This window comes from Desulfitobacterium chlororespirans DSM 11544 (assembly GCF_900143285.1).
In the GTDB taxonomy this organism is placed as follows: Bacteria; Bacillota; Desulfitobacteriia; order Desulfitobacteriales; family Desulfitobacteriaceae; genus Desulfitobacterium; species Desulfitobacterium chlororespirans.
Map to the genome: position 1 here is coordinate 257,119 of NZ_FRDN01000010.1, position 15,647 is coordinate 272,765.

The following is a 15,647-nucleotide window of genomic DNA, read 5'->3' on the forward strand; positions in this document are numbered from 1 at the left end:
ATGTAGACAACCTGTTCAGATAAATATTTTTAACACCAATAGAAAAATAAAGTTTACTAGTTTCAGAAACATCCTCCACTATAAGAAAGAATGTCGATTCCATTTGCAGGGTCACAACCACGATATCTTTTTATGGCACTATAAATTTATTGATAATGCCTGATCCTAAATTCCGTCCCCATTTGGTCCGCAATCTTCCGGCAGGCTTCGATCTCGCTCTCCGGTAATACGTCCACAATTGACAGGACAACATGGGGTACATATTTTTTAACCTCTCTTGCAAAGTCAAGCATCCCATAATAGACGTCCGGCGCTGCCTATATGATCCGTCTTGTTGCGGAGACAGAAGGTGCAATTGCAGGTACACCGGTTTGTCATGTTCACATAGAGTCCACGGCCTAAAGTATATACAATTGCCATTGCCTATTCCCCCATCATTCATTTTTGATATCAGGGCTACACTTCTACTGATGCTGCATTACTTCTGTTTTAAACAAGGATGCAGACGCTCAGATTTTCCTTAGAGCATCTACATCCTCTGCATCAAAATATTCCTTTACTGTGCTGCAAATTTCCTTAACTAATTCTCAAGGGTTTTGACCTCGCTGCCGTTAGGTCCCTCAAATTTGCGACCCCAACCGGTTATTACCGCATAGATGAGTACAACGAATAAACATAAAGGATAAAAAGATGTTAATGCTATATCTACCGGACTGATAGTTGGAATGAATTGATATTCGCTTCGCAGCGAGTTTATTACGGAAGACGAAATGAAGATGAATGCGCTAAGAAATGGGATAATAGCTCCAATGGTCATTGAAAAACAATCAACCAGAACTGCCCGGCGAAATGGGTGGAGATGTTTTCTCTTGCCAATTTCATTGGCAACCGGGCCAAAGGTCAAGATAGAGGCACTTGTCACCCCACCCACCAGCGCTGTGGCAACAATAGTCCCAGCCGCTATGGAAAACTCGGCTCCCTTTACGCTTTGCGCCATTTTACTATCGCAGATAAATGCTGCAATCCTGTCCATTGTATTGCTGGCTTTCAGAATGCCCATGATACCAAAGAGCGATAAAACAAACAACACCGTGCTAACCATGCCGCTAAATCCTTCAAAGAGGAAACCGCCGATAGCCCCATCCTGGATACTGAAGACACTGTCCCAGGTAAACACGCCGGAAACCAAACCTACGACTGTACCGACCACAATACCGATCGGGATAGCCTTAAATATGTCTCTGGTTTTGAACGCTACAACAAGCAAAATCACAACCGCAATCAGCATAATCAGCCCTTTGGGGTTCATACTGGTCAAAGCAGCTTCAGCACCGGTTTGGACTTGCCCGCCGCCGCCAAAAATAAAGAAGAGTATAGCCGCCAGGATAGCCGCAGCCAAGGCAAACCTAAACCTTGTCGAAACAACTCCCGAAATTTCTGCAGACCCCTCACGCCTGGAGTAATTCTGTGTCGAAGCCGAGGCAACTGTAGTATCGGAGATCGGGGCAATATTGTCACCAAAAATCGCACCCGATAATATGGCACTGGCGAGCACAACCGGGTTAGCTCCCAATAATATGCCCGCGGAGAAAAATACGGGAAAACCAGTAAAGAGCGTACCGATCGACGTTCCGGTTGAGGCTGCTATAACACAACAGGACACAAATGCAAATACTGTAAATAGTCCGCCATGAAGACCGAATGTATTGGCCAGCCAGGCAAACCCCTCCGCTACGCCGCTCTTAGCCATCAACTTGGCAAACATACTGATAACCAGCAAAATAGCAGCAATAGTCACCGCCATCGGGCTCCCTATGCCCTCCAGGATTACCGCATTCCAATAGTGTTGATAATTCTTGGCGAAAACCCCACCGATGATGATGGCGATGAAAGCACACATCGCAAGGGCGGTCATATCGAATACTCTGAAAACCATAAAAAACAGCGCACAAAACACAAGAAATATCGCAATCGGAATGGTAGCCATGGCTTGGCCGCCCCTGAACTCCAGTTCTTTACTATCCATGCCTGTATCCCTCCTTTATCAACTATCTTATGGGATTATTGGACACCCTTTTCTTCAGCAAGCTTTGTTAAGGCTTTTTTGATACGGGCAAGTGCATCATACAGTACATTGTCGTCCTTGTAGCAGCCATGAACAACTCTGAGATATCCCTCGCCGCTGGCACCATAAGGGGTACCCTCATTGACAACGACATTGGCGTGCTCAATTATGTACTTGCTGATTTCTGCGGAAGTACCAAGCTTCGAAATGTTTACCCAGGATAAAAATGAACTTTCCGGCATTGCCATAGACACGCCAGGAATCGAATTGAACACTTCATAAGCCACTTTTCTTCTTTTATCAAAAATCTTATTATACTCCTTAACAAAACTACGATCACTGATTGCTGCAATTGCACCCATCTGTGAAGCTGTGTTGGTGGCGCCGAGTATATTGACAGCGCAGCCATACATCACGTCCATAATTTTATCATCGGCTACTACATAGCCAACTCGGTATCCGCTGAGTGACATACCTTTGGAGATGGAGAACACACTGACCGTACGCTCCCACATGCCTGGAAGTGTAGCAGCTGAAACAAATTCGATATCGTCGAAAACTGAGTCCTCAAAAGCTTGATCGACAACTAAAATCAAGTCATTGTCGATAACGAACTTAGCCAACTTTTCGAGGCACTCACGCCTAAAGACAGTGGTAGTAGGATTGTTTGGGTTGGTCAAAAGCACCATTTTGGTTCTGGGTGTCAGCCGCTTCTCAAATTCTTCAATATCAATCTGATAATTATTTTCAGCCCTTAGCGGAACAGGAACGGTGATTCCGCCTAAAAGCTTGGGATTCAGGAAGTTGCTCGGATAGCTGGGGTCGTGAACCATAACCTCGTCACCCGGGCAAATAAACGGCATCATGGCAAAAAGCAGTCCAGAATCGGAACCGGGGGTTATAATGATATTCCTATCGGGATCGACTTCCATTTTATTGTATTCTTTAAGTTTTTTGGCTATCTCTTTCTTAAGTTCACCGTTACCGATGGGCATTGTGTAATGGCTGCCCATGCCGACGTCAATTGCCTTCAGTGTTGCCTTTTTAACGTGCTCCGGTATGACGGGATCGGGAAAGAAAGGATCCGCCCAGCACATCAGCGCAGCACCCCGCTCAATGAGTGCGTTAAGTGCCGTACCCACATCCGCCTTGGATACCGTGGCAAACAGGCCACCCTGCAAATCTTTGAATCCATCTGCCATTTTGGTCTTGATGTCCACTTTGTTTCCTCCTTTAATCATTTAATTCTATACTACTTGTCCGCAGTATACGCAATGAGTTCAATTTCCAGCAAGGCATCCTTCGGTAAGGCGCTTACCTGATACGCTGCCCGTGCCGGTAATACATCGCCAACGAAATATTCTGCGTATATTTCGTTGACTTTCGCAAAATCTCCCATATTGCTCAGTAAAACTGTTGCTTTTACAACATTTGTAAAATCGCAGCCAGCCTCATTTAATATGGCTTTTAGATTAGCGAACACCTGTCTGGTCTGTGCCTCAATGCCGCCCTCGACAATAGTACCGCTCATGCTGTCCAGAGGGATCTGTCCGGACACATAGAGAAAATCGCCTGCATGAACAGCTTGAGAATAGGGACCGATTGCTTTGGGTGCATTGGATGTTTGAATGGCTTGCTTCATTTTAAACCTCTTTCCATGATTTACTTTTTAGTATATTTTCACTATTTATATAATAAATTTCATCACAAACTTTGTCAATAATAATTTAGTATTATGATAATAATTTTTTATTATTTTTCATACATCAGATTTCCACCCCTATTCAGTCATGGATTAACAAGCCTCATACCAAGAATCAGTCTAAATTACATTAATTTTTGAATGCTGTAATTCAGACTTTACAAATAAGAATAAAATAATCCCCACCTTAACAGGCGGGGATACATGATTTTAGGATTATCCTTTTTTGTTGAGATACCTATATATCGTAGGCTCTGATGTTTTCAGCCGCTTCGCAACCTCTGATACGGCTCCTTTTAATAAAAACAACCCTTGTTCGCTCAAATTTTGCACAATTTGAATTTTTTCTTCCGGAGACATTCTCTCCGGGGAGATGTTTATATCGGCAAGAACACTGTCAATTGTATTTTTTATTAGATCCTCCATTGAAATATCGATATTTTCATGATTTTTTTTGTGATGATCATCTGGTTCATCAGTATTAAAACAGCTCAAAACCGTTGACAGATAATTTTTAAAAGCCATTAACTCGGTAACATTGTTGTTGATGCACAGTAGCCCAATTAAATCACGATTTTTTCCTTTTATAAAAAAAGTGGAAGAGACTAGAATCTTATTATCCTTGGTACGGCCGTGATTTACAATGTAATCTTGTTCTTTATAATATTCTCCCTTAATAAGCTTCAGAGCAAGGTCGGTCATAGGTCCGCCTAATTTTCTTCCACTAATATGCTCGTTGGCAATTGCAATAATAGACTCATCAGGGTTTGATGCATCATGGAGAACGATTTCATAATTACCTCCGCATACTTTACCAAAAAACTGAACTAAGGGTATATATGATTCCAAAATCTGCTTGTTATTCATCGGTTCCTCCATTAATTAATATCATTGATAAAGCCAAACTTCATAATCATTTGTTTTAGCCTTACATATTCTTATAGTATAATTTATAACCAATATTTTACCATTACATTTACCCCATTACAATAAACTTCCGCAGTCTACTAATAACTCTGTTTACTATTGATTCTTTTATTTAGAAGACAAAAACTGTTTCCAACCATTATGCTGTCACTGCTGTGAGAAAAAAATCTCTATAACATTTCTCCAAGGTTCTTGAACATAGAATAGTTCATAAAGATACTGTTCCGGGAATATTGTCCACTTTTTACTGATTCTCCGCCCAACGTTTTCTTCGATTCGTTGTACGAGCCCTTCCACATCGGGATTCATAACAGCAAAGTGAAAATCATCCTGGGAGAATCATTATGTCGAACATTCCTTCACTTCCTTTCCTAGGTTGCACATTGAAAGCATTATTTTCCCATGCTATAATGCTTTTGCGGTTTATTTGCTAAAGCGCTTGAGAAATGCGTCAGAGGATTTTGAAAGGTTCGGCTTATTATGGAAGAAAAACATAGTGATGGTGACCGGGACTTTAAGCTGTTTTTGCTGGCAGGATTGTTCGCCGGGATCGGCGCAGGTATTAATACATCCATATTCAACAACTATTTAAACGATATATTCATGCTTTCCGAGAGTGTCAGAGGTTTCCTCGAGGTGCCCCGGGAAGCGCCGGGTTTCTTTATCATGCTGGTTCTGGCGGTTTTAAGTTTTGCCGGGGATGTGCGGATTGCCATGCTCGGCATGGCCGCGGCAGGATTGGGGATGCTGGGGCTGGGCCTTTTGTCTCCCACCTTCGCGGTTATGATCATTTGGATGATGATGTACAGCCTCGGCACACATATGGTCATGCCTGTCACGCCATCCATCGGCATGTCCCTGTCCAAACTGGAGTCTTTCGGCGCCAGGCTTGGAACGATCAGCGCCTTCGGTCTGTTCGGCAGTATTATCGCCTACGTTTTTGTCTTCCTGAGCTTTCATTTTCTGAATATGACCTATCAGATCGCCTTTATTATCGGTGCTGTTTTCTATGTGTTCGCTGCTTTGGCGGTGGGGCTGATGAAGAAGGGCGAACCGAAAGCCAGGAAAGTCAAATTTGTTTTTCGCAAACGCTACACCCTCTATTATGTCCTGGCCGGCGTCAGCGGAGCGCGGGCGCAGATTTTTTTGACGTTTGCCCCATGGGTCCTGATCAAGGTGTTTAATGTGCAACCTCAGATGTTTGCTATCCTGGGTATGATTGTCGCCTTTGTGAGTATTGGCACACGTAAAATAATTGGCCGCCTGATCGACGTCCGGGGGGAGCGATTCGTTCTGACGGTGGAGGCCGCTTTGTTGTTCGCCATCTGTCTTGGCTATGCGTTCTCAGCCGACATTTTCCCTGTCGGCATCGCTGCGGTGATTATCGCCGCCTGCTATGTCATCGATAATTCCATGTCTGCGGTGGAAATGGCGCGGTCGACATATTTACGGAAGATTGCCGTCGATCTTGATGATGTGACCCCAACGCTATCGACGGGGGTCAGTCTGCAGCATGTCGCCTCCATGGTCATTCCCGTTTTCGGCGGGCTTTTGTGGGCAGCTTTTGGATATCAGGCCGTCTTTATGGGCGCAGCCGTTATCGCTTTTCTCAATTTCATACTTTCACGCCGAATTAAGATAGAGCTTGATCCTGCCGCTAGGGCGGAGTAGCACACAGATATGTTCAGGAGCAGATAAGTAATAAGCCTTGAGTTACGTCAGATGAGCGTATCTTAAGGCTTTTATTATTCATCAAAAGACCTCTAGTTCATATTTCTCATAACATCTTCAATTTCGGCCCCTACAGCATAACAAAAACTGCCGGTGTCATCTCTAAAATTAAAAGATAAAAAAAGATGCCACCCACTGGCATTCTGATAGGTAAAAAATCACAAAAATTTTATTACTATTTGCGAATATAGATTTATTTTTAAATTACCTTTCAAATTGTAATACTTTGTAGTAGAATTGATTGAGGTAATACCTCATACAACATACCAATATAATCTTTAATTATATTGCGACAAAGGCAAACTTAGTGAAAACTAAGGACGCAAAGCTATGGGCCTTCCTGATCAAGCTGATGGCTGCCAAGCTACCGAACGCCTCTTTTTGCTGTCGCTAAATGAATGCGGCTTTTTTTATTGGTTTTTTCAGCCTAAACTTTATCCTTGGTGAGCTAGTTTAGCATACTTAGAAAATCTATAAAAAAGTAAGCTATTTAAATAAAATCATAAGATATTATAGGGAGGAATTAGTTTGAAACTCAAGACACGATTATTTTTAATGTTCTTAGCTACTAGTTTAATTCCACTGTTAATCTTTTCCGCCGTATCCATACCTTCTTTTATCTCAGATTCCCAACAGAGTACCTATCAGCTAAGTGAGGATAAAATAGCAATTGCTAAAGCTGAAATAAACGGGATGCTAGATAAAAATTTCAATACCCTACATATGGTCGCTAATCAACCGGCCATCCGCAATTTTGATTTACCTAATGCGAAAAATATTCTGCTGGATGCCGTTAAAGTCAACCCCGAACTTATTATTGCTCTTGATAATACTGAAGGACAACAAGTCGTTAAAAGTAATGATGATGCCTTAACCAACATCATTGAGCGAGATTTTTTTAAGCAGGCCATGAACGGGACTGAAGAGTATGTATCCGATATTATCGTCGCGAAGGCTACCGGTGCATTGATTGTCGTTATCGCTACACCTGTTCGTGATATGAATAATAACATTATCGGAGTTCTTCAAGCGAACATACAACTCGCTCAGCTCAGTGACTTTGTCACAGAGCTTTCAGAAGGCGGTTCAAACGTCTATGTGCTTTCCAGGCAAGGGACAGTATTAGCCCATCCCCATATCGAATATGTTCAAAACCAAGAAGATTTCAGCTCTTTAGAATTTGTGCAAACAGGTTTTACCGGACAGGACATGACCATGCAAGGGGCAAATATTCAAGGTGAAGAGGTTATTGTCAGCCATGCTTTGCACGAACAGGCGGGCTGGCTAATCGCTGTGGAAACCCCTGTTTCGGTGGCGATGGCTTCCGCTAATAAACTCCTGTACATCTCAATCGGCTTGCTTTTTACTGTGAGCATTATTGTCGGCTTATTCGGCTTTATCTTTGCCAAACGATTTACGGAGCCCCTCGTCAAGTTATCCTCTGTTGTCGAAACAATTGCAAGCGGAGATTTGACAGACTTTGAGGTTGAAATCAAGTCAAAAGATGAAATAGGCCGACTTTATCATAGTCTTAAGACAATGACCCACAACTTAAGGGGACTGGTAGTCAACATTCAAGAGGTTGCCTCGGCTTTAGCATCTCATTCCGTGCAATTATCGTCAACAACTGAGGAAACCACGGAGAGCTTAACCCAAGTCGTTACAACGATAAACGAAATAGCTCAGGGCAATAGCAATCAGGCTTTAATGATTCAGGGTTCAACAGATGCGATTGCTACGGTTAATCATATCGTCGGCGAAGCTACGCAAAAAACAGAGGTTGGTGCAGACAAGGCCAAAGAATCCTTAGAGCTTGCTAAAGAAGGTCAAAAGGCTCTTGAACGCCAAAGTCAAAAAATAGAAGAAAACAACAAGTATTCGGACACTGTCGGTCAATCGATACTTCAACTGGCTACAATGGCCGATGAGATTCGCAACATGATCGGCGCCATTAACAGTATCGCCGAACAAACCAATCTACTTGCTTTAAATGCTTCGATTGAAGCAGCCCGCGCTGGTGATGCCGGGCGAGGATTTGCCGTCGTAGCCGAAGAAATCCGCAAACTTGCTGAGCAGTCCAGTAATTCCACTAAGAGAATTGAAGATATTGTCAATAGCATTAATGGCAAGGTTAATGAAGCCGTTAATAATATGAATCAGGCTAAAGAAAGCGTTGTTGTTATGGAATCTTCGGCAGAAGATACCAAAGAAAGCTTTGCGAAGATCTTTGCTTCAATTACCGAGCTTGCGCAAAACTCCTATGAAGTTTCCGCAGCCTTAGGGGAAATTAATAGTCAGACACAAGAAGTTGCACATCAATCCACAAATATTTCCGCAGTGGTTGAACAAGCCTCGGCTGGTATGCAGGAAATCTCAGCCTCTTCAGAAGAGCAATTAGCTTCAATCGAAACGATTGCTCAATCCTCCGGCCAATTAGAAAATGCGGCTCAAGAACTTCTCACCCAAGTCGCGAAATTTAAAATTTAAATAACCTTTAAATAGTCATCGGCTAAACAAGCTAAGATTGCCAGTTAGTCATCAAATCAAAAAAGCCTTGAGATATACAACTTATGTATCTCAAGGCTTTCATCATTTATTGACTTACAAACTGTGAAGTTAATACTAATGTCTCGAGCTATTTGTTTCGGTATCTGGTTCATTATACCCCCCGAAAGTAAACTCCTTTGACTCGATTACAACCTAAACTATCATAACCGTTTAAAATATTTCTAAATCCCCTTAACTGTCATGATTCTAAAAAACTATTAAACTTTGTATTTAACTCCATTGCTGCATATATTAAATGGCTCTCTGTACCAATCTCCGATTTCGATAATGCTTTACATTATTCCTAGTGTATCAAAGATTAAGCGCTTCTAATGAAATCTTCCTTTTATAAGAAGTAGATGCCAAATATTCTTTTATCTGCTCCAAAAGTGTAAAGAAAGACACAGATGTATCTGCAAATCCCCATTCTTTTATAAATTGATCCTCTAACAAACCAATTTCAAGTAAATATTTGTCCTCTTTACGCTCAAATCCTCTCACAACGGGGAGTATGCCCAACTTTTCAGTGAAATCCTCTGGAATTAATTCATCATAAAAGAACAAATCCATACACTCCAACACCGTCAACAATTCATGAGCGTTTATGCATGAACCAAGGGATGTTCTATCTTCTTCAGAAAAATCAAATTCCACCTCAAGTCGCTGAAAAAAAGGAAAGGCTGTTTTTGCTCTTCCATAGTCTCTTTTTCGAAGTCCTGTAGAATAGGGCAAAGATAATAATGGTGAAAACTCTCTGTATGTAACTCTGCTAACAGCGGTATAGCGAGCGACATAAAAGCCAAATTGTTCCATACTTCTTCCTTACGCAAGTTTTTGTATAACGCAGCCTTTTCCCCTATCTCAGTTGCGCTTATTATCTGATGGATAAGTAGCAGATGTGCCGGAAACACTTCTTCAAAATGAACACGGTGCTCACTCATTCTAATAATGCCATGCTGCTGTAAATGTTCCAGAATATTTAGGTGGTTTTCCTCTTTTAATATTTCCACTATTTCTTTCTCAAACAAATCCCGCTCCTGCGAGCTGCCACTATCCCATTCAGCAATTCGCCACAGAGCATCATAGACTGCGCGGGGCTTATAAGAGCATTCTTCAAAAAAGAATTTTGTCAGCCTGTTCAAGAAATATCTTTCCGGCAGCGGTAATTCGTCTTCTGTTCGCAATATGGTTTCCAAAAGATCAATGCCACTTTTACTCTCTAAAAAACAGGCGATGGAACTAGGTTCCCTGTTTTCAATTACTATCAGTAGTTGATTTTTTATAGCGGGAGAAAAAGCTCCCCTAACGACTGTCTGAATCTGTTGTTTCTCTTCAAGCCAATCTCCGCCTTTTTCCAAAATCATCTCCCGCTCTTGGTCTATCACCTCGCGCAGCAGTATTTCTTCTTCCCTCTCTTGTTTTTCGCGTTCCTCCCACTTCTCGTTCCAGTATGAAGTTTGCAACTCTTTATTATATTTTTCCTGTAATGAGTCCGGCATAACAATATGATGCTCTAGCCCATCTGCCAACTCTTTGTAAAACCTTTGGGTATACCGTACCCCTAAAAACTTAAATATAAAAGCTATTTGAACTTCCAACATAATATCTAGTTGCGTGTACATGTCGTAGTCTTCAAAATAATCAATTGTTTCCCAAACGATTTTCTCAAGATTGGCCCGAAGCCATTTTATGTTCTGTTGCAGCAGACAATTTACTGCATCCGTAAATTCTTCCCCAAAATTGCACATAAAGTAATAATGAGTTGCCAGAAAACACCTCTGAAAATACTCCTCAACAACAGTCTCCTCGTTTTCAAAAACTACGCCAATAGTTTTACAATCTCCCACCAGGGCAGGGTACACAATCATATCAGCATAGGCAAGCGCTTTATCACTTTTGAGCATAGAACGATAGCACTTGATTGTGCTCTCCAGAAAGTCGAATGATTCAAGTTTTGGTCTCTTTTCGTGCAGCTGCAGCAGAAGTACACACCGGTACAACTCACTGCCTTTTATCTCCTCTTCTCCTTCAAAACTATAGTTTTCATCTGCTTCAAAAGGCCAGGAAAATTCCCATTTCTCAAAGCGTTCTATAAATAAATGAAGCGCTTTCTTATATAGTTCGCCTGGAAGGTAGATTTTGTCGGCGTCCATCAGGAAAATCAATTGATTTAAATAACAAAGCCCATCCAAGAGTACCGGCCCATAGTAACCGATATTTTCTTTCAAGTGTTTCAGCAAAAAGTCCTGCGCCGCAGGCGTGCGGAAACGCACGACCTTCTCATCACTGTTACTGTAATATGTATCCACCTGGACAATAGTTTTTTCTAACTCCGAAATACAGGCAAAATAGTTCCTCATGTTATTCGGGGGATGTTTCATATGTTCTAAACAGTGATAATACGCCTTTTCCAAATCTTCCATTCCGATAGGCTCCATCTCTCCGTGGGATATAAAGGCAATCAACGCAAGCAACCTTGCCTCCTCAGTAAGTCTATTGAAAATATCTTCCCAAAAAGCAAAAGGATTCCTTATATTTTCTATAAATCGCTGTGCAAATTCATACGGGCTATCGTTCCAGGGATCATTGTTCTGCAGAAACAAATCAATAATCCGCGGGTTATAGTCTGGTATCCTAACAATTCTTTCTGTTTGGAAGTAAATAGGCCAAATATACTTGGAGGCGAGATTAGCATTATTTAAATGGCTGAACAGAATTCCTGCCTTTTCCGCATCTGTATATATATCCACATCGCAGAGCAACTTATAGCGCTCTATTGTGGAACGTATAACAGAATATTTGACTGTTGCCTGCTGGTAAATGTATTCTCTCGTAGTAATGATGAGAATTTTGTTCTTGTCCCTTTTTAAACGTAACAACAATTGCTCCAGATAGCTCATTTCCTGGTCATGCTTTTTTTCTGCATAGAATACCTGACCCCAGATGTCATCTACTACAAACACTTGTTTTCGTTCCGGTATATCCAGATTCATCAGTTTTTCCACTGATGAGGTTGTCCATACAAACTCATCAAAGTGCATTACCTCTATGTAGTACAGTGCCATTATCCGGGCCAACGTGGATTTTCCGGCTCCAGGCTGGCCGGAAATAACCACACAGTTTTGTTTTTCCACCATATTCATGGCCTCGTGATAAATACGAGTAGCCACAAACGTTTCTCGCGCTTCTTTGGCCAAGGCAAATTGCCGCCTTGATTCCTCCACAACACTGCTGTTAATTGCTCCACGTATTAACTCCTGAAGAACTGCGCCGCCAGCCGCCCAAAGTTTGGGATAATTGCGTACGACATCCTTATACAGTGGATGACCCAGGTAGTTATTCAGGTCATTACTAGAAACCAGATCGCCTGGTTGTTTGATGTATCCTTGGAAGAGCTGAATTAATTCGCTTTTTTGTTCTTTATTTAATGTAATCGACACCACTAAGATATATCGTTTAGGTTGCAGTTTCTCTATTTTTTTCACTTCTTCTTTAAGGTTCTTCTTGAGTGCCTTATATTCCCCATATCGCTTGGCCTGCAGTATAACAGTTCCTTCCTCACTACAGAAGCGGCCGTCAATTCCACTATCCTTACCCTCTTTGAATGACTCAAATAGAATTCCTTCTCTGATTTGAATCGCATCACGGGCCAGGTTTTGAAAATCCATCCATTCCAGTTGCCGGTGAAAATCATACTTCATCTTCTGTGTCACTCCAATCCGGTCGAACTGTATTCTTAGATATAACCAGTTTAGCCTATTAAAACAGGATTACAAACACCACATAATCTTGCATAAAGTATGTGAAGAAATGTAAGATGGCTTTGATTAGGTATCAGCTACGATAGCAACAGCATCGATGGAATGATACTCTAAATTGAACTACCCGCTCTTTCTTGTTGTTCGTGAGCAAGAAAAAAAGATACGCAAAAGGATTTTTTACTTTCCCGCCAATGGAGGAAAAGTAAAAAACTCCTTTAAAGTATGTTGATAGTATCACTCTTTCGTTCTCAGGTATTTATAGGATTCCCGCTGCAAGGCAGTAATAAAAAGTTTGAAATAGTCGCCGATAAAATCAGGATAAAAATAACAGAGTGTATTGAGGAAACTATCTATATAGTCCTTTGGAACGTCTTGTATACGCTTAAATGAATCAAGAAAAGGCTTTATACATTCGTCGCCATAACGTGTTACCAGCGTTTTCAAGGTCTCTTCAAAATCCATGTACTCCCAGCAAGAATTATACGATCGGAAAAGCATCTCGTTTTTTATTTGGTCTTTGACGTTATGATTACCAATTACTATGTTTATTCCCGCCCTTGCAAGGATATGGTCAGAATAGAGAAAAGCATCCGTAGTGTCTACCCGATAAATATATCTGTCGGAAGCCAATAACACCTCAAAACTGTCTCCTTCTAGAAACATATCATACATTGCGCGAAATCGGAAATAATCCTGCCAGTTGAGTGCTTGTTCACGTATGATTCGATAGGACGGATTTTCATCAATCAAATCGAGATACTTGGTCGCTAATACGTACTCGGTCTTGAAATAATTTCGCTTTTCACCCTCAGATATTTGGAATAGTTTAGCTTCCGGCATTCTAACATCCATTGCTTGTGCAAGTTTAGTATAAACAAATTCATTGGCAGCACAATCGCAAAAGGCATGTTTAACAAGATATCGCTTCCTCCGATCGGTTTTTAGTTTAGCAAGAAATAGTGCCCCGCTATCTCCAATACGATCAAGGGGCCTGATAGGTGAAAAGACAAAATCTTTTGTTTGGAGTACATCGGGTGATACTAGGGGGGTCTTAGCACAGTTCTCCGCAGCTTTGTCCTCCATTCGAGATCGCCTCATGCCCCGTTCAATTGCTTGCGCTTGCCACTTTGAAAGTTCTATTGCCGAGCCCTCCTTTAAATTGTTTGTTGCTATTTTACCGGCTTATATAACGAGCCCCTTGTTTCTCTCTAAAAGCTTCTTCCAACTCGGTAATCCTCCATGCGGAAACACCGAAACCAATAAATAGGGCAGCTCCTTCTTCGCTCAAGGCTTTCTTTATGTTCTGATGCAATAGCTTATAATTCAACTCTTCCATACTTTTCGAGGATACCCCCAGTTTTACAAATATTGTAAGAACTCAATCCTCTTTCTGAAGTTTAGCTGTACCTAAGGCATTCAACTTTTTCATGCTTGCGCTTTGCAAAAGTGACCTCATCATCTGCTGTGCACTTATATTCAGACGTAAAAGTCTCTCATTTTGCGGTATATCTTGACGAATGAATTCCGCATTTAGACTTTCGAGATTCGCTAGTATAATAAGCTGTTGAAGTGAAGCTTGATCCCGAATATTCCCTTTTGTGTCAGGATTGGCTGTTCGCCATTCTTTCGCTGTTTGACCAAATAAAGCCACATTCAATACGTCCGCTTCATTTGCATAGGTGATACTTTGCTGCTGAGGTGAAATATCCGCCGGGATCAACTTCTCCTTAATAGCATCCGTATGAATACGATAATTGATTTTCGCAAGGGTGCGATTAAGATTCCAACCCAACGAAAGACGACTATTTTCATCTAACTTAAGTCGTTGATAATCTTTAATAATATATAACTTGAACTCTGCTGAAATCCATGAAGCAAATTCAAAAGCGATGTCTCTGTGAGCAAAAGTGCCGCCATAACGACCAGAACGTGAAATGATTCCAATGGCATTCGTCCCGCTGATCCATTTTTGCGGAGACATAGTAAAAGCGTTAGAACCGGCCTGCATTTTAAACCCTTCGAATTCGACGGGTTTAAAATCTGAATTGTTTAGTTGTTCCCAAAGTCCAAGAAATTCTAAAGTATCTTTCCCACGCATCCAGTTCCGAATCACATCGTTCGGCTCATCGCTTTTAAAGCGTGCAATATCCGTAAGGGAAATGTAATCATTATTATCTCCACTAGAAAAGACTGCTATTTCTTGACCATCGGCATAAATTGTACCTTTCCACTTTTTATCCAAGGTCATTTGGTCACCTTCCTTTTCTTCAGAGTAATAAACTACAGTATCAAAGAAAGTAGTTGATCAAAATTATCGATTAGTATATATCTTTTTTCTTATACAATTATATCAAACATATGTTCCCTGTGACAATATAAAAAAGATATGGTGGTCCGTGACTATCATACCCGTGATTTGAATCCTGTCTATAACAAAAACATGTTATCTCTAAAGCGATAAGGTAAGATAAATTGCGCAAAAAAAGGTCATGGTTTGCGGACCCCTGTTAGAATGAAGTTACCAAAAACTGTACAACTCAATGAGGAAGTAATCAAGGGACAGATTAGTAGTGCTAACATAAATGTTGACCACAAAAATAGGGTTTGCTAACCAAAAAGTTGACCACCTCCAGAGCCTAATTCTGTATGATTGGAGTTGCTGAGACAACAATCGTACAGGGGGAAGGACATGCTAGAGATGGTCGATAAAGAGTATATCAGAAAGAAGCATTTCGTTGAAGGGTGGTCCATCCGAAAGATTAGCCGTAACTTGAAAGTGGCCCGGCAGACCATACGTAAAGCCCTCAATGATTCCCATATTCCTCACTATCAACTGACTAAAGAAAAGCCCTCGCCCGTTTTAGATCCCTATAAAGAAATTATCCGCGAGTGGTTAAAGCAGGATGAATCAGCA

General features: G+C 41.3%; 12 protein-coding genes, 1 pseudogene and 1 riboswitch. Of the genes and pseudogenes, 3 read left to right on the forward strand and 10 right to left on the reverse strand.

The genetic code is table 11. From position 1 onward, the window contains the following. Nucleotides 1-285 precede the first annotated feature (285 nt). The 5 genes from BUA14_RS28770 to BUA14_RS17085 form a co-directional block, all read right to left on the reverse strand. Complete coding sequence (locus BUA14_RS28770) at nucleotides 286-420, reverse strand: hypothetical protein (RefSeq protein WP_282433379.1); 135 nt, start codon at nucleotides 418-420, stop codon at nucleotides 286-288. A 160-nt stretch (nucleotides 421-580) separates the two neighbouring features. Next, complete coding sequence (locus tag BUA14_RS17070) at nucleotides 581-2,026, reverse strand: Na+/H+ antiporter NhaC family protein (protein ID WP_072773717.1); 1,446 nt, start codon at nucleotides 2,024-2,026, stop codon at nucleotides 581-583. Nucleotides 2,027-2,061: 35 nt separating this feature from the next. Then, nucleotides 2,062-3,285, reverse strand: a complete 1,224-nt coding sequence (locus tag BUA14_RS17075) for a pyridoxal phosphate-dependent aminotransferase (protein ID WP_072773718.1) — start codon at nucleotides 3,283-3,285, stop codon at nucleotides 2,062-2,064. 32 nt (nucleotides 3,286-3,317) lie between these two features. Beyond that, nucleotides 3,318-3,707 (reverse strand): RidA family protein, encoded by a 390-nt coding sequence (locus tag BUA14_RS17080; RefSeq protein WP_072773719.1) that lies wholly within the window; start codon nucleotides 3,705-3,707, stop codon nucleotides 3,318-3,320. 276 nt (nucleotides 3,708-3,983) lie between these two features. Continuing rightward, nucleotides 3,984-4,634 (reverse strand): helix-turn-helix transcriptional regulator, encoded by a 651-nt coding sequence (locus BUA14_RS17085; RefSeq protein WP_242954678.1) that lies wholly within the window; start codon nucleotides 4,632-4,634, stop codon nucleotides 3,984-3,986. Nucleotides 4,635-5,174: 540 nt separating this feature from the next. Between BUA14_RS17085 and BUA14_RS17090 the strand changes: the two genes are divergently transcribed. Continuing rightward, complete coding sequence (locus tag BUA14_RS17090) at nucleotides 5,175-6,365, forward strand: MFS transporter (RefSeq protein WP_072773721.1); 1,191 nt, start codon at nucleotides 5,175-5,177, stop codon at nucleotides 6,363-6,365. A 347-nt stretch (nucleotides 6,366-6,712) separates the two neighbouring features. Beyond that, a riboswitch (cyclic di-GMP riboswitch) is annotated at nucleotides 6,713-6,797 on the forward strand. Nucleotides 6,798-6,953: 156 nt separating this feature from the next. Then, a complete protein-coding gene (locus tag BUA14_RS17095) occupies nucleotides 6,954-8,912 on the forward strand; it encodes a methyl-accepting chemotaxis protein (RefSeq protein WP_072773722.1) in 1,959 nt (652 codons plus the stop codon). Between the two features lie 372 nt (nucleotides 8,913-9,284). Here BUA14_RS17095 and BUA14_RS17100 read toward each other — a convergent pair whose 3' ends face one another. The 5 genes from BUA14_RS17100 to BUA14_RS17115 form a co-directional block, all read right to left on the reverse strand. After that, entirely contained in the window at nucleotides 9,285-9,536 is a 252-nt protein-coding gene (locus BUA14_RS17100; RefSeq protein ID WP_072773723.1) for a hypothetical protein, read from the reverse strand. 38 nt (nucleotides 9,537-9,574) lie between these two features. Next, complete coding sequence (locus BUA14_RS17105) at nucleotides 9,575-12,673, reverse strand: ATP-binding protein (RefSeq protein WP_072773724.1); 3,099 nt, start codon at nucleotides 12,671-12,673, stop codon at nucleotides 9,575-9,577. 294 nt (nucleotides 12,674-12,967) lie between these two features. Further along, nucleotides 12,968-13,816, reverse strand: coding sequence for a hypothetical protein (locus BUA14_RS17110; RefSeq protein ID WP_072773725.1), 849 nt, complete (start codon nucleotides 13,814-13,816; stop codon nucleotides 12,968-12,970). Nucleotides 13,817-13,907: 91 nt separating this feature from the next. Continuing rightward, the gene (locus BUA14_RS28020; protein WP_178371722.1) at nucleotides 13,908-14,069 is read right to left on the reverse strand and encodes a hypothetical protein; all 162 of its coding nucleotides are present in this window, start codon (nucleotides 14,067-14,069) and stop codon (nucleotides 13,908-13,910) included. 42 nt (nucleotides 14,070-14,111) lie between these two features. Further along, the gene (locus BUA14_RS17115) at nucleotides 14,112-14,981 is read right to left on the reverse strand and encodes a KilA-N domain-containing protein (protein WP_072773726.1); all 870 of its coding nucleotides are present in this window, start codon (nucleotides 14,979-14,981) and stop codon (nucleotides 14,112-14,114) included. A 441-nt stretch (nucleotides 14,982-15,422) separates the two neighbouring features. On the opposite strand from BUA14_RS17115, the pseudogene BUA14_RS17120 reads away from it, so the two are divergent. Then, nucleotides 15,423-15,647: pseudogene (locus BUA14_RS17120) on the forward strand (IS21 family transposase); the annotation flags it as partial.

Coding starts and splice junctions, on each gene's coding strand:
- BUA14_RS17115 (WP_072773726.1), bottom strand. CDS start 14,981: ATGACCTTGGATAAAAAGTGGAAAGGTACAATTTATGCCGATGGTCAA.
- BUA14_RS17110 (WP_072773725.1), bottom strand. CDS start 13,816: ATGGAGGACAAAGCTGCGGAGAACTGTGCTAAGACCCCCCTAGTATCA.
- BUA14_RS17085 (WP_242954678.1), bottom strand. CDS start 4,634: ATGAATAACAAGCAGATTTTGGAATCATATATACCCTTAGTTCAGTTT.
- BUA14_RS17080 (WP_072773719.1), bottom strand. CDS start 3,707: ATGAAGCAAGCCATTCAAACATCCAATGCACCCAAAGCAATCGGTCCC.
- BUA14_RS28020 (WP_178371722.1), bottom strand. CDS start 14,069: ATGGAAGAGTTGAATTATAAGCTATTGCATCAGAACATAAAGAAAGCC.
- BUA14_RS28770 (WP_282433379.1), bottom strand. CDS start 420: ATGGCAATTGTATATACTTTAGGCCGTGGACTCTATGTGAACATGACA.
- BUA14_RS17105 (WP_072773724.1), bottom strand. CDS start 12,673: ATGAAGTATGATTTTCACCGGCAACTGGAATGGATGGATTTTCAAAAC.
- BUA14_RS17070 (WP_072773717.1), bottom strand. CDS start 2,026: ATGGATAGTAAAGAACTGGAGTTCAGGGGCGGCCAAGCCATGGCTACC.
- BUA14_RS17090 (WP_072773721.1), top strand. CDS start 5,175: ATGGAAGAAAAACATAGTGATGGTGACCGGGACTTTAAGCTGTTTTTG.